This window comes from Pseudomonas bharatica CSV86, from assembly GCF_000319305.2.
Lineage (GTDB): Bacteria > Pseudomonadota > Gammaproteobacteria > Pseudomonadales > Pseudomonadaceae > Aquipseudomonas > Aquipseudomonas bharatica.
Window position 1 is genome coordinate 96,160 of the sequence record NZ_AMWJ02000002.1, and the last position, 15,164, is coordinate 111,323.

Consider the following 15,164-nt stretch of genomic DNA (forward strand, 5'->3'; position numbering starts at 1 on the left):
GGGCTGGCAAAGTTCAGTCCGGCCACTGCGCGCCACTCGTCAATCTTGCTGAACCCGCCTTGCCAGGCCCCGGTCGCAACCTGTAACGAGCAGGACAAGGAACGACGGCGTGAGCGAGATTCGCATCGGTATTTCCGGCTGGCGCTATGCCCCGTGGCGCAAGGTGTTCTATCCCCAGGGCCTGGTCCAGGCCAAGGAGCTGGCATTCGCCTCGCGGGCAGTGAGCAGCATCGAGATCAACGGGTCGTTCTATGCCCTGCAGACCCCGCAGCGCTATGCCGAATGGCGCGACGCGACGCCCGAGGATTTCGTCTTCGCGGTCAAGGCGCCTCGCTACATCACCCATGTGCGACGGCTCAAGGAGATCGACGAGCCGCTGGCCAACTTCTTCGCCTCCGGGCCGCTGCAACTGGGCGCCAAACTGGGGCCAATCCTGTGGCAGTTCCCGCCGAGCCTGAAATTCGACCCGCAGCGCTTCGCCGATTTTCTTCAGCGCCTGCCCCATGATCATGCTGCGGCCAGCCGATGCGCACGCCATTGCGCCGAGCGCTTGAAGAAAGACGGCGCCTTCGAAACCCAGGGCAACGGCACGCTGCGCCATGCCGTGGAGATCCGCCACGACAGCTTCCGCGACCCGGCCTTCATCGAACTGTTGCGCGCACACCAGGTGGCCCTGGTGGTCGCCGATACCGCCGGGAAATGGCCCTACCTGGAAGACCTGACCGCCGACTTCGTCTATCTGCGCCTGCATGGCGATGCCGAGCTCTACGCCAGCGGCTACACCGATGAAGCCCTGCAGCGCTGGGCCCAACGCATCCGCACCTGGGGCCGTGGGCAACAACCGGGCGATGCACAACTGGCGGGCCCCGGGAAGCCGCGTCCAAGGGGGCAAAGGCGGTGTACTGCTATTTCGACAACGACCTGAAAGTCCGCGCGCCCTTCGATGCCCGGGAGCTGCTGCACCGGTTGAAACTCGATGCCGGGCTGCAAACCGAACCGGGCCAACCGGCGCAGCCACCTTTGTGACGGGAGACGATCATGCATACCCCTGCCCTGCTGTTGATCCTTGCCAGCCTTGCCAGCGGCACGGTCCTGGCCGATGCCTGCCAGGTCACCACGCGCTCGTCCAGCGCCGCGGTGCCGGAGGTGGAGACGCGTACCTGCTACAGGCTCGAAGGCATGCCCGACGAGGCGATCGATTGGTCCTGCAGTAGCGAGAACAAGGAAATGCTCAATACCCTGAAACAGCGGGTCCCGCGCTGTCCGGACCAGGAAATCGGTCAATGCACTGCACCCTTGACCCAGGAAAGCCTGGCCAACCCCAAGGCCACCAGCAATGACCCGCAGGCGGCCAGGCCACAGGTTCCCAACGATGCGCGGGTGGTGACCTATTACTACGACACCCGCAACCAGGGGCAGGCCAGGATCGACTGCGAGAAGGCAGGCGGGACCTGGCGCATGCCGTGACGCCCGCAGATTTCCCTTGCAACCCACACAGGAGTGCATACCCATGCCACGCGGAAGCAAAGCGAAGTACACCGAAGAACAGAAACGCAAGGCCGAGCATATCGAGGACAGCTACGAGGCCAAGGGCGTATCCAAGGGCGAGGCCGAAGCCCGAGCCTGGGCCACGGTAAACAAGCAGTCCGGCGGCGGTGAAAAAGCCGGCGGGTCCGGGCAGAAGAAGAGCGCAAGCGCCAAGCACAAGGCGCGACAGTCTTCGGCGCAACGGGCGGTGAAGACCAAACATGGCGTGCCACGGCCGGATCAGCCGTTGGGCGAACTGACCAAGGCGGAATTGATGGACAAGGCAAGGAAGCAAGACATTTCCGGACGTTCGAAGATGAACAAGGCGGAGCTGGTCAGGGCGCTGAGCCGATGACCAGCCGCAGCCACTGGTTCGTTCAATAATCGATGGATGCGCATCCATCCGCACCGAGCATTGCGGGTGCCCCGCCGCTGCCGGCGGTCTTGCAGGCAGCGGCGCGGACTGCGTCGGCTGCCCCGGCGATCTCCGGCTCATGGATAATCCGATTATGTTCGTACTCAAGCTTTTGAGTATCCAGTTCATAGAGAGGCATACCCGTAATTTTGCTCCAGAACTGGCGCTCTTCCTCTTCCACCTTTGCCTCGCGCCTCGCACCTTCCAGACGCGAAGCCTGCGCGGTATCCGGCTTGCCGCCTGCGGTCGCAGTGCCGTTGCCACCACTGCTGAGCCCGCATTCGGGGAAGCCAATGCACTACCACCCTTCCCTCCTTCAGCCGTCGCTCCCTTGCCGCCCTTCGCGGAAAGCTGGTACCCGCCGGGATTGAAAGACAATCCGCTTTCACCACCTGCTGCACCGGCCGCGCCGCTGGTACCCGCCTTCCCGCCGGCCCCCACAACAAGGGTCACGATCTGCCCGGCATACAGGTTATAGGTGCATACCAATGTCACGCCCGCACCACCACCTGCCGCGCTCCCGCCTCCGCCTGCACCGATCAGGGTGATGTACACCTTGTTGGTGGACTCAGGCATCTTCACTTCATAAGTGCCCGCAGCGGTGAACGTCTGGTTGGCCGCCAGGGCCGGTCCACTGGAAGCCAGCAGGATGCCGGCGGACAACAGAGCGAGAAGGGGTTTTGTGAACATGGCGAGCCTCCGGTACCTTTCGATGAACCCACTTGGGTCATGGAAAAATACCGCTCGGCCCACCCCTGTTCTGCTGGCAAAAATGCCAGTTCTCAAGACCTCTTCGCGCTAAGGCTTATCGCCAAAGCGCTTCAAGGCGAAATGGGATCACTGGCCGGGAAAGTTTCTTCAAGTGCGTTATCCACCTGCTCTTCATCTGGCTGCCTGGCCTTGTCGTCCCCGCAGTGGCATTCACTCATGCGGCACGGTTCGCCGTTGGCGTGGCCACTGGCGCAGGCCTTGCAGCAATAGGCCTCGCCAGCCAGTTGCACGGCGTTGGCGTCCACCTCGCAGGTACATCCGGGACAGGCGCAATGTTGTTCGCTCATGGTCGTGTCCTCCTCTCAAACGTCTTCATCGCCTTCGGGCGGCGATACACGATCGGTCCAGGGTTTGCCGTCCAGTGGCGCCGAGCGGGCCAGCTCGGCTTCGTCCAGGCCGATGCCGCCGCCGATCTCGTCCTCGTCGACCCGGCGCAATTGCTGGTCTGCCGGCCCCGGGCCGCCTCGCTCGGAAGGATCGCGGGCGCCGGTCTGGTCGAACAGGGTGTCGGGGCTGAGGTCGTCCAGGGTGACATTGTCCTCGTGCAGGCTTTCAGTGAGCGCTTCACCGCCACTCATGCCACCCCGCTCGACACGCTCGGCGGGAAACTCGCGGTTGAATTCCTCTGCCGGCCGCGCATCGCCGGCGCGGCCCTGGCGTTCGTCATGGCGGTCACTGAAATCCAGCTCGCGGACTTCGCCCATGCGGTCCTGGATGTCGTCGATTTCGGCTGGCACATGGGTGGCCGGCCTTTGGCTTTTCTCGTTCATGGCAACCTCGCTTGCGGATGAGCTCTCCTGAAGTCGACTCCCCTGCGCGGAAAATGATTCAGTCTTTCTGCCGCCCGGTCGCCACGCCGATTGAACTCCCGTCCCGCACGCCCTCTCCCACTTGGTAAGACGCCGGACACAGAGCATTCGCCATGGCCAAGCCCCTCGAGGAGTACCAACGCAAGCGCAACTTCGCCGCCACCCCTGAACCCAGCGGCAAGCGAGCCCGTGGCAAGGCCCGGGCGCTGCAGTTCTGCATCCAGAAACACGACGCCAGCCACCTGCACTACGATTTCCGCCTGGAGCTCGATGGCACCCTGAAAAGCTGGGCGGTGCCCAAGGGCCCGTCGCTGGATCCCAAGGTCAAGCGCCTGGCGGTGCACGTCGAGGACCACCCGCTGGACTACGCCAGCTTCGAAGGTCATATCCCCGAGGGCCACTACGGTGCCGGCGACGTGATCGTGTGGGACCGCGGCATATGGATTCCCGAAGGCGACCCGCACCAGGGCTACGCCAAGGGCCACCTGCGCTTCGAACTGCAAGGGGAAAAGCTCGGCGGACGCTGGAACCTGTTCCGCACCCGCCTCGGCGGCAAGAAGGAACAGTGGATGCTGGTCAAGTCCTCGGATGCCCAGGCCCGCGAAGAGAAGGACTACGACATCCTCGAAGCTGCCCCGGACAGCGTGCTCAGCGACCGCAGCCTGCCTTCGGCCAGGCCGGTCGCGGCGCCTGCGGCAAAGGCCCCCGCGGCAAGGAAGAAAGCCGCATCCGCCAGCCGCACGAAAAAGGCACCCAAGGCCGCCCTGCCCGAAAGCCTCAAGCCGCAGTTGGCCACCCTGGTGGACTCGCCGCCGCAAGGCGACTGGAGCTACGAGATCAAGTTCGACGGCTACCGCATCCTTGCCCGTATCGACGATGGCGAGGTGCGCCTGTTCACCCGCAATGGCCACGACTGGACGGCGAAGATGCCGCGCCAGGTGGCGGCGCTGAAAACGCTCAAACTGAAATCCGCCTGGCTCGACGGCGAGATGGTGGTCGCCGACGAAAACGGCGTGGCCGACTTCCAGGCCCTGCAGAACGCCTTCGATACCGAGCACGACGAACGCATTCTCTACTACCTGTTCGATGTGCCCTGGCTCGAAGGTCGTGATCTGCGCCAGTTGCCACTGCAGGAGCGGCGCGCCGCCCTTGAAGCGATCCTCGCCGACCCGCCGCCGGAGCTGCGTTACTCGGCGAGCTTCGCCGAGCCGGTCGCCTCGCTGCTCGCCAGCGCCTGCCAGATGAACCTGGAAGGCCTGATCGGCAAGCGCCAGGACAGCGTCTACGTGGAACGACGCAGCAGCGACTGGATCAAGCTCAAGTGCCAGAAACGCCAGGAGTTCGTGGTGGTCGGCTACACCGAGCCCAAGGGCAGCCGGGCAGCGTTCGGCGCCCTGTTGCTGGCCCTGCATGACGATGGCCGGTTGCGTTATGCGGGCAAGGTCGGCACGGGTTTCAGCACCGAGACCCTGCAAAGCCTGCATCGCCGGCTGCAGCCGCTGGAGGCGCCGCGCCCGCCACTGGATAACCCGCCGACCGGCGCCGAAGCCCGGGGCGTTCACTGGCTCAAGCCACAGTTGCTGGCAGAGGTCAGCTTCGCCCAGATGACCCGCGACGGCATCGTTCGCCACGCGGTCTTCCATGGCCTGCGCAACGACAAGCCGGCCAGCGCCATCAACCTGGAGCGTGCCATGCCCGTGAAGAACAGCAGCGCCAAGGCGATGCGCCTGACCCATCCTGATCGCATCATCGATGCCAGCAGCAACACCACCAAGCTGGATATCGCCGAGTACTACGCCAAGGTTGCCGGGCTGATCCTGCCGCACCTGGAGAACCGTCCCGTGGCGCTGGTCCGCGCCCCGGACGGGCTGGACGGCGAACTGTTCTTCCAGAAGAACGCCGCCCAGCTTGACCTGCCCCACGTGAAAACCTACGACAAGGACCAGGCCGGTCAGGCCGCGATGATCATCAACCGCGAAGACACCCTGCTTGGCGCGGTGCAGATGAACACGCTCGAACTGCACACCTGGAACGCCACCGACAAGCAATTCGAGCGCCCCGACCGCTTCGTGCTCGACCTCGACCCGGACCCGAAACTGCCCTGGAAGGCGATGATCGAAGCCACCACCCTGACCCTCACCCTTCTGGAAGAGCTGGGCCTGCGCTGTTTCCTCAAGACCAGCGGCGGCAAGGGCATCCACGTGGTAGTGCCGCTGCAGCGCAAGGCCGGCTGGGACGAGGTCAAGGACTTCAGCCACGCCATCGTCAGCCACATGGCCGGGCTGTTCCCTGAACGGCTGTCGGCGGTTTCCGGGCCGAAGAACCGGGTCGGGCGGATCTTCATCGACTACCTGCGCAACGGCAAGGGAGCGACAACCGTCTGCGCCTGGTCGCTGCGGGCCCGGGAAGGCATGCCGGTGTCGGTGCCGATCTGGCCCGAGGAACTGGCCGGGCTCAAGGGGGCCAACCAATGGACCCTGGCCAATATCGACGAGCGCCTGGCCGACGGCAACGACCCGTGGCAGGACTACGCCGGCACCCGCCAGTCGATCACCGCCGGCATGCGCAAGAAACTCGGCCTGTGAAGGAGCCACCGCCATGAGCATCATCCAGGATTTCGACCTGGGCAGCCTGGACACCCTGCTGCGCAGCTTTACCCAGCGACCCCAGGCGCTGCATCTGGACACCCAGCTGCCGCTGGTCATGCAGTCACTGCAACAGGACCATCTCGACCTGCTGCCACTGCCCGGCCAGGGCCATACCCTGCAACGCTGGCAGACCCTGGCGCGCATCGCCGGCTGCGACCTGAGCCTGGCCAAGCTGTACGAGGGGCACACCGATGCCCTGGCGATCCTCTCCGAGTGCAGCGCCAGCCACCGGGTCGGGCAAGGCATCTGGGGGGTATGGGCCGCCGAGTCGGCAGAGGCCCGCACGCGCATCGTCGGACGCGAAGGCGACACGGTGCTGCTGGAAGGACGCAAGGCCTGGTGCTCCGGCGCCCTGCAGATCGACAACGCCCTGCTGACCGCCTGGGACAGTAACGAGCAGCCGCAACTGGTGGCCATCGAGCTGTCCCATCCGAGCCAGCGCATCCTTGCCGAGGGCTGGCAGGCGGTGGGCATGGCCACCACTACCAGTGTGGTGATGGAGTTCGATGGTACTCCTGCCGTGGCCATTGGCGCTCCCGGGCAGTACCTATCGCGACCTGGCTTCTGGCACGGCGGCGGCGGAATCGCTGCGTGCTGGTACGGGGCCGCCGAGGCGCTGGCCGATTACCTGCGCGAGCACTGCCGCAAGCCGCGTCCCGACCCGCATGCCGAGGCCCACCTGGGCGCGGTCGATGCCGCACTGGGCGGTGCCCGGGCGACCCTGCGCGAATGCGCCGCGTGGATCGACGCCAACCCCGGCGCCAACGCCGAACTGCTGGTACGGCGCACCCGTGCCCAGATCGAACAGGCGGTGAGCCAGGTTATCCAGCATGTCGGCCGCGCCCTGGGTGCCACGCCGTTCTGCCACAACAGCCACTTCGCCCGGCTCTCCGCCGACCTGCCGGTCTTCCTGCGCCAGAGCCATGCCGAACGCGATCTCGCCGTCCTCGGTCAACAACTGGCCCAGGTGCCGGCGGGAGCCTGGCAGCTATGAGCGAAGACCTGTTCCGTGGGCCGGCGACCACACCCGCGCAATGGCAGCAGTCGGCCCATCTGGCCCGGGCCACCTGGATTACCCCGAGCAACTGTGCCCGCCCGGGCGCCGCCTGATCGTGGTGGCGCCCCACCCTGACGACGAGATCCTCGCCTGCGGCGGCCTGCTCGCCAGTCTGCGCGGCCGTGAGCAGGACCTGCTGCTGATCTCGGCCACCGATGGCGAGGCCAGCCATCCCGGTTCGCAACAGTGGACGGAGCATCGCCTGCGTCGCCAGCGCCCCCAGGAAAGCCGCAACGCCCTGCACCGGCTCGGCCTGGACCTGCAGGCCCTGGACTGGCAGCGCCTGTCGCTCAAGGACACCGCGGTGGCCCGCGACGAAGCCTACCTGGTCGGTCACCTGGGCCAATTGCTGCGGCCCGACGACCTGCTGCTCTGCACCTGGCGCGGCGACGGCCATTGTGACCACGAGGCGGTTGGCCGCGCCTGTGCCCAGGCGGCGCAGGCCAAGGGCGCGACCCTGCTTGAAGTGCCGGTATGGGCCTGGTACTGGGCGCAGCCCGAGGATCCGCGGCTGCCCTGGGAACGGGCTTGCAAGGTGCAACTGGACGCCGATGCCGTGCAACGCAAGCAACAGGCGATTGCCGCCCATGTCAGCCAGATCGAATCCGATGGCGAGCGCCCGCCGGTGCTCCCGGCCGAAACCCTGGAGTGCCTGATGCAACCTTTCGAACTGGTGTTCCGATGAGTGTGGATGCGCGCTATTTCGCCGACCTGTTCGCCGCCAGCGACGATCCTTGGGCCTTCCGCACCCGCTGGTACGAAAAGCGCAAGCGCGAACTGATCATGGCCAGCCTGCCCAGGCAGTTCTATGAGCGAATCTTCGAGCCGGCCTGCGCCAACGGGGAACTGAGCGCGGCGCTGGCCGAACGCTGCACCGAGCTGGTCTGTCATGACCTCGACAGCACCGCCGTCGCCCTTGCCCGCCAGCGCCTGGGCGGCCTGCGCAATGTGCAGGTGGGGCAAGGACGCCTGCCGGGAGACTGGCCCGGCGGCAGTTTCGACCTGATCGTACTCGGCGAGATCGGCTACTACCTCGACCCGGAGCAGTGGTTGCAAGTGATCGAGCAGGCAGTCGCCAGCCTGGGCGAGGACGGCGGGCTGCTCGCCTGTCACTGGCTGCACCCCATCGATGGCTGCCCGCAGAACGGTCGCCAGGTGCACGCCCTGCTGGAAGAGCGCCTGCCGCTGTATCGCGTGCTGCGTCATGAAGAAGCGGATTTTTTGCTGGAGTACTGGAGTTGCCAGCCCAGCGTGATCGACCTCGACGAGACCTGCCCATGATTGCCGTGATCATCCCCGCCCACAACGAAGCCGACACGCTGCACGCTTGCCTGACCGCCATGCGCGCCGCCGCCGACACTGCTGCAAGTGTGGGGCATCGGGTCGAAATCCTGGTCGTGCTGGACTGCTGTACCGACGCCAGCGCCGCCATCGCCCGCCGCTTCGGCGTAGACACCCTGGAGGTGGAGGTGCGCAATGTCGGCCAGGCGCGCCGTGCCGGCGCCGAGCTGATGCTGCAGCGTGGCGCCCAATGGCTGGCCTGTACCGATGCCGACAGCTGCGTACCGGCGGACTGGCTGCTGTGCCAGCTGGACTTCGCCGCCGATGCGGTGTGTGGCACGGTGCATATCGAACAATGGCAGGCCGAGCAGGACCAGGCACTGCGCGAGCGCTACCTGGAGCACTACCAGATGCGCGAAGGACACCGGCATATCCACGGCGCCAACCTGGGAATCTGCGCCCGCGCCTACCAAAGGGTGGGCGGCTTCCGCCCGCTAGCGCTTAACGAGGATGTGCAACTGATCGAAGACCTGCAGGCGTGCGGGGCAACTATCGTATGGACGGCGCGCAACAGTGTGACCACCAGCAGCCGCATGGACAGCCGCGCCCGGGGTGGCTTCGGCGACTATCTCAGGTCCCTGATGGCCTGATTGACCGCAGGCCTTGCCGGGGGCTGGTTCAAGAGGCCTTGCGCGACGCCTTCTTCTTCGGCGTCGGCTTGGCCTTGCCACCCAGGCTGCGCTTGAGCAGTTCGGTGAGGTCGATGATATCGGCGCCCTTGCCCTCGCCTTCCTCGCCCGGTTGCTCGACCACGCTGATCTTGCCCTTGGAGGCCTTTTCTTCCACCAGGTCCATGATGGTCTGGCGAAACTCGTCGCGGTAATCCTCGGGTGTCCAACTGCCGCTCATGTCCTTGACCAGGCGCTTGGCCATGTCCAGCTCGGCCTTGCTGACCTTGGCATGGGTCACGCTGTCATCCAGCTCCAGGCTGTCGAGGTCCTTTACTTCGTCTGGCCAGCGCAAGGTAATCAGTACCAGGGCATCGTCCAGTGGCCGCACGAGTGCCAGGTGCTGCTGGGTATGCAGCACCACCGTGGCCAAGGCCACCTTGCCGGTGCTTTCCAGCGTATCGCGAAGCAAGGCGTAGACCTTGCCGCCGCGCTTGTCCGGCGCCAGGTAGTAAGGCGTGTCGAAGTGTTGCAGGGGAATATCGCCGGCGTCGACGAAGGAAAAGATATCGATGGTCTGGGTCGCTTCGGGCCGGGCCTTGCGGATCTCGTCCTCGCTGATCACCACATAGCGACCCTTCTCGTATTCAACGCCCTTGACGATATGTTCCTTGCTGATTTCCTTGCCGGTGACCTTGTTGATCCGCTTGTAGCCCACCGGATCCATGCTGCGTTGGTCAAGCCAGTCGAAATCGACCCGCTGGCTGCGCACGGCGGATGCCAGGGCGACCGGGATATGCACCAGGCCGAAGCTGATCGCGCCCTTCCAGATTGCACGAGGCATGGCGGACTCCTAGCGACGCGGAAGTTGCAGAAGGTGATGACGCAAGGCACCGCAACGCTCGCAGCACTCGCAATCGCCGGGCACGGCATCGTTCACCGGCATCGAGCGCCACTGGCATCCACGTAGCAGGCAAAAAAAGGTCATGGGGCACCTCCTGGTCATAGGTCTGTTACCACTAATGACTACCAGGAGGTGCGGAAGGTTTGATCGGGATGATCAGTTGTCGCTGTCCTTGCTCGGAGCCAGTTGCGAGGCAGGGCTTTCCGATTGCGGTTGCTGCATCTGCAGCGACGGCTTGCTCGGGTCGGAGTCCTTGCCGGGGTGATCGGAGTTGTCGAAACAGCCGCCCAGGGCCAGCAGGCCGGACAGCAGCAACAGGGCTGCGCCTTTGTTCATGGCCACGTTCTCCAGGAAAGTTCTTCACAATAGCAAATGGCGCATCAAGGCCGAGGCCTCCGATGCGCCAGACGAACGAGGCATGGCTATGCCCCGTCATTCACTACGCTACCGCGTCAGGAACGGCCACCTTTGCGGCCGGAGTCCTGGGTTTTCTGCCGGTCCTGATTCATGCCACCCGAATGTTGCCCGCCCTTGCGACCGGCTTCGGAGGCTTTTTCCCGATCGTTGGCAAAGTTGCCCGGGTTGCCGCCGCCTTGCTTGGAGCCAGTGCGGTTTTCATTGTTAGCCATGATCTTTCACCTCATAGAAAACTAGGGATGCACGACGTTTGCCGTACATGATGTGTGAGTCCATGGCGTTGCAAGGATTCGCTTTGGTTCGAAGCGGCCGGACGGGTGGCGGGAAATAGCGGGAAGGGGGTGTTTGGGGTGATGGGTATTTGGGGTGTGGGTATCGGTTTTGGTGGCTGCGACGTGCCCGTCAGAGAACCGCGTTATGGCCACCAGGCGCTTGCCGGGAGATCTTTAGCGCTCTCCAGACCGAGCGCCGCCCGCGCGGCGCATCGCTGGCAAGCCAGCTCCCACATTTGTTGCAACGTGCCTATGCCTGTCAGACCATAGTTGACCGCCTTGTTTGTCCGACTCGATTTCCCGCCGAACATCCAAAGGCTGGCAGCGGAGATCTCACAGGCCATGGCACGTTGCAACAAATGTGGGAGCTGGCTTGCCAGCGATGCGCCGCGCGGGCGGCGCTCGATCTCAAGGGCGCTGGAGAAGTCATGACAAGCACCTGTCAGCCCTGATGCGATCTACTGACGGACCTTCAAGACAAAAGCCAACCGGGCGACGAAGCCCGTGAAATCACTGATGCACGTGACCGTGCTTCATTTCCGGCTCACCCTCGGTCAAGGAGCGCACCGGCGCCTTGATCTCGAGGTTTTCCTTGTTGCCCTTGGCATCCTCGATCACCAGGGTGAGCGGTACTTCCTGACCCTGCTTGAGCTGGTGAACCAGGCCCATGAGCATCACGTGATAGCCGTTGGCATCCAGGCTAACCGCCTTGCCGGCCGGCAGGTCGAGGCTCGAGACCGGCCCCATGGTCATCACGTCGCCGTTCATCTTCATTTCATGGATCTGCACATCCTTGGCGACCGGCGACTGCACGGCGACCAGCTTGGCGTCGGTATCGGAAGTGAGGGTCATGAACGCGCCGGAGGAATGCTGGTTGGCCACGCTGGCACGGGCCCAGGCATTTTCCACGGTGGTTTGCGCCAGCGCCGGCAGGGCGGCGGCACACAGGGCCAGGACGGCCAGGGGTTTGCGAATCGGCAGCATCAGCAGATCTCCATCAGGGTCAGCAGGTCTTCGGCGCATTCCTTCGCCGTCAGCGAATGGGACAACCCCAGGTGCAGGCGGCCACGGGAATCGAAGACGAAGCTGGTGGACGAGTGCGACACGGTGTAGCTGTCGCCCAGCGGTACCTTCTCGTAGAACACGCCGAATTCCTTGGCGGTGGCCGCGATCTGTTCCGGGGTGCCGGACAGCGCGGTGAAGGTCGGGTCGAAGGCCTTCACATAGTCTTCGAGTACCTGCGGGGTATCCCGTTCCGGATCCAGGGTGATGAACACCACCTTGAGGAAATCGCCGTCACGGCCCATCAGTTTCTTGATCTGCACCGCACGCGCCAGGGTGGTCGGGCAGATCGCCGGGCACTGGGTGAAGCCGAAGAACACCATCGGCATGGAGCCGTAGAAGCTCGACAGCGCGTAGGTATCGCCGTGGACATCCTGGAGCTTGAAGGAGCGGCCCAGGATCTTGTTGCTCAGGTCCTTGCCGTACTTGAAGTCGAGCTTGGGCGAGGTATCGCAGCCGGTCAGGGCGGCGAGCCCCGCCAGGCCGAGCCCGGCGAGAACCTTGCGCCGGGTCAGTAGGTCGTTCATGTAACCATCCTTTGGGAAGGTGCACGCTTGCGCAGGGAAGCTGTTCATTCCAGCTTTTCACGGGGCGGCATTTTGGCACGCAAGGACAGGAGGGGCCAGCGCAGGGCGCCCGAAGGGTGCGGCGTGGTGTCGCAGAAGGGGCCGACAATACGTAACAAGCTGTAAAACCGAGACGAGGTCGAAGTTCCCGTAACATTCCCCATCCGGTGAGTGGCCTTGAGCCACTACTCAGGTTATTGTCGCCGTCTCTTTCGGCATGGACTTTGTCAGTGCCACTGACACGGCCTGTCAGTCGCCTCCTCTAGAGTCGCCGCCAAGCCCACCGACAAGGATTCGCCATGGCGGCCACCGATCACGAAACCCTGGCCTTGCGCCTCGCCGACATCCTGCGTCTGCTGCTGGGCGGCGAACGCCCTACCCGCCTTGAGCTGGCCGAACGCTTCGGCGTCAGCGAACGCACCATCTACCGCGATCTGAACCGCCTCGGCGATGTGGTCGAGCCCGGGGCGCATGGGGTTTACCAGCTGGCCAGCGCCTACCGCGGCAGCTTGTCCCCGCCGACCTGCAGACCTTCGCCCGCATCAGCGGTGTCGAGCAGCTGTTCCCGGCCAGCGATCGCCGCGCCTGGATGGACTTGCTCAAGCCGGGTCCGACCAGCTTTCTCGTACGCGATGGCCATTTCGCCGCCAAACGACCCGAAAACGGGGATTTCCGCGAACTGGGCCGGGCCATCGGGCAGCACCGCCGCTGCCAACTGACCTATACCGGCAAGCAGCGCAGCGTCGAGCCCTACCGCCTGGTCCACAACAAAGGCATCTGGTACCTCGCCGCCACCGAAGCGGGACGCCTGAAGAGCTTTGCCTTCGCCCGCATCGAAGCCCTGCGGGTACTCGACCAGTCCTTCATCCCCGACAGCACTGTCCAGACCCGGATCGAAAGCGACGATGACATCTGGTTTGGCGAAGACCACCTCAAGGTCACTGTCCAGGTCGCCGCCAGCAACGCCTACTACTTTCAGCGGCGCAACGTGCTGCCGCACCAGCAACTGATCGAGCAGTTGGCCGACGGTCGCCTGCTCCTGCAATGCCGGGTCAATCACCCGAACCAGTTGCTGCCGATCGTTCGCTACTGGATCCCCCATGTGCGAATTCTCGAACCCGCCTGGCTGCAACAGCAACTGCACGACGAACTCACCGACTATCTGCACTGAGAAGGACTCCGCCAATGACCGCCGACATGGAAAAGAACCTCGGCCAGGAACCCGACCCGGAACACAGCCTCGACTTCGAGCAGGTCGCCGAAGCACAGGCCAGGCGCATGGAGGGCGTGCTGTTCGACAAGCCGGACAACCCTGGCAAGACCAGTGCCGTGATCGCATCCTTCGTCGCCTCCTGCAATGCCCGTGGCGAAAAGCCGCTGGAGCAATGGCTGAGCGACGAGTTCCGCAAATACCCTGACCTGTGGAAAGACGAGCAGGACCTGCAGCAGACCAGTCGTGAGGTCATCCAATCGACCCGCGCCTTCAACCAGGCCCGCGAGTCGCTGCAGGACCATCTCGACAAAGGGCGCAGCCAGGCCTCCTGGCTCGCCGCCGAGATCGAGAAGAACGCCGGCCTGTCGGGCTCGGTGCAGGTAGGCCAGTACGCCGCGCGCATCGACCAGGCCCTGGCCGACGCCACCGACAACGCCAGGCGCATCGTCACCACCCAGGGCGGCGCCATCAGCCTCAACCCCAACCTGGACGGTTTTATCGCCGAGCAGCACCACGTCGATACCTTCAACATCGACGCGACCACCAAGGGCAGCCAGTACCGGGCAAGGATGGTCAACTCCCGGGAACTGAACTCGGTGGATATCGAGGTCATCGACGGCAATGGCAACGTGGTCGCCAAATACCAGTCCAAATACGGCTCGGACGCCAGCGCCACCCAACGCCAGTTCGAAAGCGGCGACTACGCCGACCAGCAGCGTCTGGTGCCAGAAGGCCATGGTGCCGATGTGGCGGACAGCAGCGAAGTGATCGAGGCCGATGGGGTCAAGTCCAGGCCACTGTCCAAGGAGGACGCCAAGGCCTTGCAGGAGAAGGCCCAGGCGGAACAGGAAGCGCGGCAGTACGAATGGAACGACACCAACCGGCTGGACATTGCCAAACAGATCGGCAAGCAGGCCTTGGTCGGTGCCTGTATCGCGGTCGGCCTGCAGGGCGTCCGGATACTGGCACGGCGCGCCTGGAACAGCCTGAACGGTCGGGAAAACCCCAGCACCGATGACGAACTCAAGGCGTTCTTCGACAGCGCGCTGCGCAGCACAGGCGAAACCGGCGCCCAGGTAGCAGTGTCCGGCGCGGTGGTAGTCGCGGTGAAGAACGGCTGGCTCGGCGCGGCCCTGCGCGGCACCCCGGCCGGTTTGATCACCAATATCGCCTGCGTCGGCCTGCAGAATGCCAAGGCCCTGTACAAGCTGGGCAAGGGCGAACTGACCGGTGAAGAAGCCCTGGATACCCTCGGCAGCACCACGGTGACCACCTCCATGGCCATCGCCGGCGCAACCCAGGCGGCCGCCCTGGGGGCCAGCCTGGGCACCGTACTCGGACCGGTCGGCACGCTCGTTGGCGGGTTCATCGGCGGCGTTGCCGGAGGGATCGCCGGCAGCCAGATCGGCGAGACGGTCTACGCCGCCGGGAAGACGCTGGCGAAAACCGCACTCAAGACTGCCGCACGGGTCGCCGAAGGAGCCGGGCGGATGCTCGAATCCGCCGGCCGCGCCCTGAGCAATTTCGCCTCTTCCCTTTTCCCTGGCTGGTAAG

18 protein-coding genes and 3 pseudogenes are annotated in these 15,164 nt (G+C 64.7%); 11 read left to right on the top strand and 10 right to left on the bottom strand.

Annotated features, from left to right (window positions below; genetic code table 11):
• Window positions 1-59: 59 nt before the first annotated feature.
• The 3 genes and pseudogenes from CSV86_RS13905 (at window position 60) to CSV86_RS13915 (ending at window position 1,882) form a co-directional block, all read left to right on the top strand.
• Window positions 60-1,026 (top strand): annotated as a pseudogene (locus CSV86_RS13905) (DUF72 domain-containing protein).
• Between the two features lie 12 nt (window positions 1,027-1,038).
• Complete coding sequence (locus tag CSV86_RS13910; RefSeq protein WP_009408889.1) at window positions 1,039-1,467, top strand: hypothetical protein; 429 nt, start codon at window positions 1,039-1,041, stop codon at window positions 1,465-1,467.
• 43 nt (window positions 1,468-1,510) lie between these two features.
• Complete coding sequence (locus CSV86_RS13915; protein ID WP_009408891.1) at window positions 1,511-1,882, top strand: hypothetical protein; 372 nt, start codon at window positions 1,511-1,513, stop codon at window positions 1,880-1,882.
• Window positions 1,883-1,904: 22 nt separating this feature from the next.
• Here CSV86_RS13915 and CSV86_RS13920 read toward each other — a convergent pair whose 3' ends face one another.
• The 4 genes and pseudogenes from CSV86_RS13920 to CSV86_RS13930 form a co-directional block, all read right to left on the bottom strand.
• Window positions 1,905-2,123, bottom strand: coding sequence for a hypothetical protein (locus CSV86_RS13920; RefSeq protein ID WP_170394804.1), 219 nt, complete (start codon window positions 2,121-2,123; stop codon window positions 1,905-1,907).
• 113 nt (window positions 2,124-2,236) lie between these two features.
• Window positions 2,237-2,632, bottom strand: a pseudogene (locus CSV86_RS33415) (glycine-rich domain-containing protein); the annotation flags it as partial.
• 131 nt (window positions 2,633-2,763) lie between these two features.
• Entirely contained in the window at window positions 2,764-3,000 is a 237-nt protein-coding gene (locus tag CSV86_RS13925) for a metallothionein (protein WP_009408894.1), read from the bottom strand.
• 15 nt (window positions 3,001-3,015) lie between these two features.
• Window positions 3,016-3,483 carry a hypothetical protein gene (locus tag CSV86_RS13930; RefSeq protein ID WP_009408896.1) on the bottom strand — a complete coding sequence of 156 codons (468 nt, stop codon included), beginning with the start codon at window positions 3,481-3,483 and terminating at the stop codon, window positions 3,016-3,018.
• Window positions 3,484-3,635: 152 nt separating this feature from the next.
• Between CSV86_RS13930 and ligD the strand changes: the two genes are divergently transcribed.
• The 5 genes and pseudogenes from ligD to CSV86_RS13955 all read left to right on the top strand — a co-directional run bounded on the left by ligD (window position 3,636) and on the right by CSV86_RS13955 (window position 9,158).
• On the top strand, window positions 3,636-6,107 hold the full coding sequence (ligD, locus tag CSV86_RS13935; RefSeq protein WP_009408898.1) for a DNA ligase D: 2,472 nt from the start codon (window positions 3,636-3,638) through the stop codon (window positions 6,105-6,107).
• 13 nt (window positions 6,108-6,120) lie between these two features.
• Window positions 6,121-7,164 carry an acyl-CoA dehydrogenase family protein gene (locus CSV86_RS13940; RefSeq protein WP_009408900.1) on the top strand — a complete coding sequence of 348 codons (1,044 nt, stop codon included), beginning with the start codon at window positions 6,121-6,123 and terminating at the stop codon, window positions 7,162-7,164.
• A pseudogene (locus tag CSV86_RS13945) lies at window positions 7,161-7,912 on the top strand (PIG-L deacetylase family protein). The gene CSV86_RS13940 and the pseudogene CSV86_RS13945 overlap by 4 nt, the downstream one beginning before the upstream one ends.
• Window positions 7,909-8,508 (top strand): class I SAM-dependent methyltransferase, encoded by a 600-nt coding sequence (locus CSV86_RS13950; RefSeq protein ID WP_009408903.1) that lies wholly within the window; start codon window positions 7,909-7,911, stop codon window positions 8,506-8,508. The pseudogene CSV86_RS13945 and the gene CSV86_RS13950 overlap by 4 nt, the downstream one beginning before the upstream one ends.
• Window positions 8,505-9,158 carry a glycosyltransferase family 2 protein gene (locus tag CSV86_RS13955; protein WP_009408906.1) on the top strand — a complete coding sequence of 218 codons (654 nt, stop codon included), beginning with the start codon at window positions 8,505-8,507 and terminating at the stop codon, window positions 9,156-9,158. Before CSV86_RS13950 ends, CSV86_RS13955 begins: the two co-directional genes overlap by 4 nt.
• Before the next feature lie 28 nt (window positions 9,159-9,186).
• Here the strand turns inward: CSV86_RS13955 and ku are convergent, their stop codons facing one another.
• The 6 genes from ku to CSV86_RS13980 all read right to left on the bottom strand — a co-directional run bounded on the left by ku (window position 9,187) and on the right by CSV86_RS13980 (window position 12,358).
• Complete coding sequence (gene ku, locus CSV86_RS13960) at window positions 9,187-10,020, bottom strand: non-homologous end joining protein Ku (RefSeq protein ID WP_009408908.1); 834 nt, start codon at window positions 10,018-10,020, stop codon at window positions 9,187-9,189.
• Between the two features lie 9 nt (window positions 10,021-10,029).
• Window positions 10,030-10,164 carry a PSPA7_2676 family Cys-rich small protein gene (locus CSV86_RS32755; protein WP_283811588.1) on the bottom strand — a complete coding sequence of 45 codons (135 nt, stop codon included), beginning with the start codon at window positions 10,162-10,164 and terminating at the stop codon, window positions 10,030-10,032.
• Window positions 10,165-10,236: 72 nt separating this feature from the next.
• The gene (locus CSV86_RS13965) at window positions 10,237-10,416 is read right to left on the bottom strand and encodes a hypothetical protein (RefSeq protein WP_009408910.1); all 180 of its coding nucleotides are present in this window, start codon (window positions 10,414-10,416) and stop codon (window positions 10,237-10,239) included.
• Window positions 10,417-10,532: 116 nt separating this feature from the next.
• A complete protein-coding gene (locus CSV86_RS13970; protein WP_009408912.1) occupies window positions 10,533-10,709 on the bottom strand; it encodes a con-10 family general stress protein in 177 nt (58 codons plus the stop codon).
• Window positions 10,710-11,279: 570 nt separating this feature from the next.
• On the bottom strand, window positions 11,280-11,759 hold the full coding sequence (locus CSV86_RS13975) for a copper chaperone PCu(A)C (protein ID WP_100228105.1): 480 nt from the start codon (window positions 11,757-11,759) through the stop codon (window positions 11,280-11,282).
• Entirely contained in the window at window positions 11,753-12,358 is a 606-nt protein-coding gene (locus CSV86_RS13980) for an SCO family protein (protein WP_009398928.1), read from the bottom strand. The genes CSV86_RS13975 and CSV86_RS13980 overlap by 7 nt, the downstream gene beginning before the upstream one ends.
• A gap of 338 nt (window positions 12,359-12,696) precedes the next feature.
• Here CSV86_RS13980 and CSV86_RS31990 point away from each other — a divergent pair, with 338 nt between their 5' ends.
• From CSV86_RS31990 to CSV86_RS13990, 3 genes are read left to right on the top strand one after another with little or no spacing between them, the layout of a single operon-like run.
• The gene (locus tag CSV86_RS31990; protein ID WP_240160512.1) at window positions 12,697-13,116 is read left to right on the top strand and encodes a helix-turn-helix transcriptional regulator; all 420 of its coding nucleotides are present in this window, start codon (window positions 12,697-12,699) and stop codon (window positions 13,114-13,116) included.
• Complete coding sequence (locus tag CSV86_RS13985) at window positions 13,113-13,568, top strand: WYL domain-containing protein (protein WP_240160555.1); 456 nt, start codon at window positions 13,113-13,115, stop codon at window positions 13,566-13,568. Before CSV86_RS31990 ends, CSV86_RS13985 begins: the two co-directional genes overlap by 4 nt.
• 14 nt (window positions 13,569-13,582) lie before the next feature.
• The gene (locus tag CSV86_RS13990) at window positions 13,583-15,163 is read left to right on the top strand and encodes a hypothetical protein (RefSeq protein WP_009394090.1); all 1,581 of its coding nucleotides are present in this window, start codon (window positions 13,583-13,585) and stop codon (window positions 15,161-15,163) included.
• Window position 15,164: the final 1 nt, after the last annotated feature.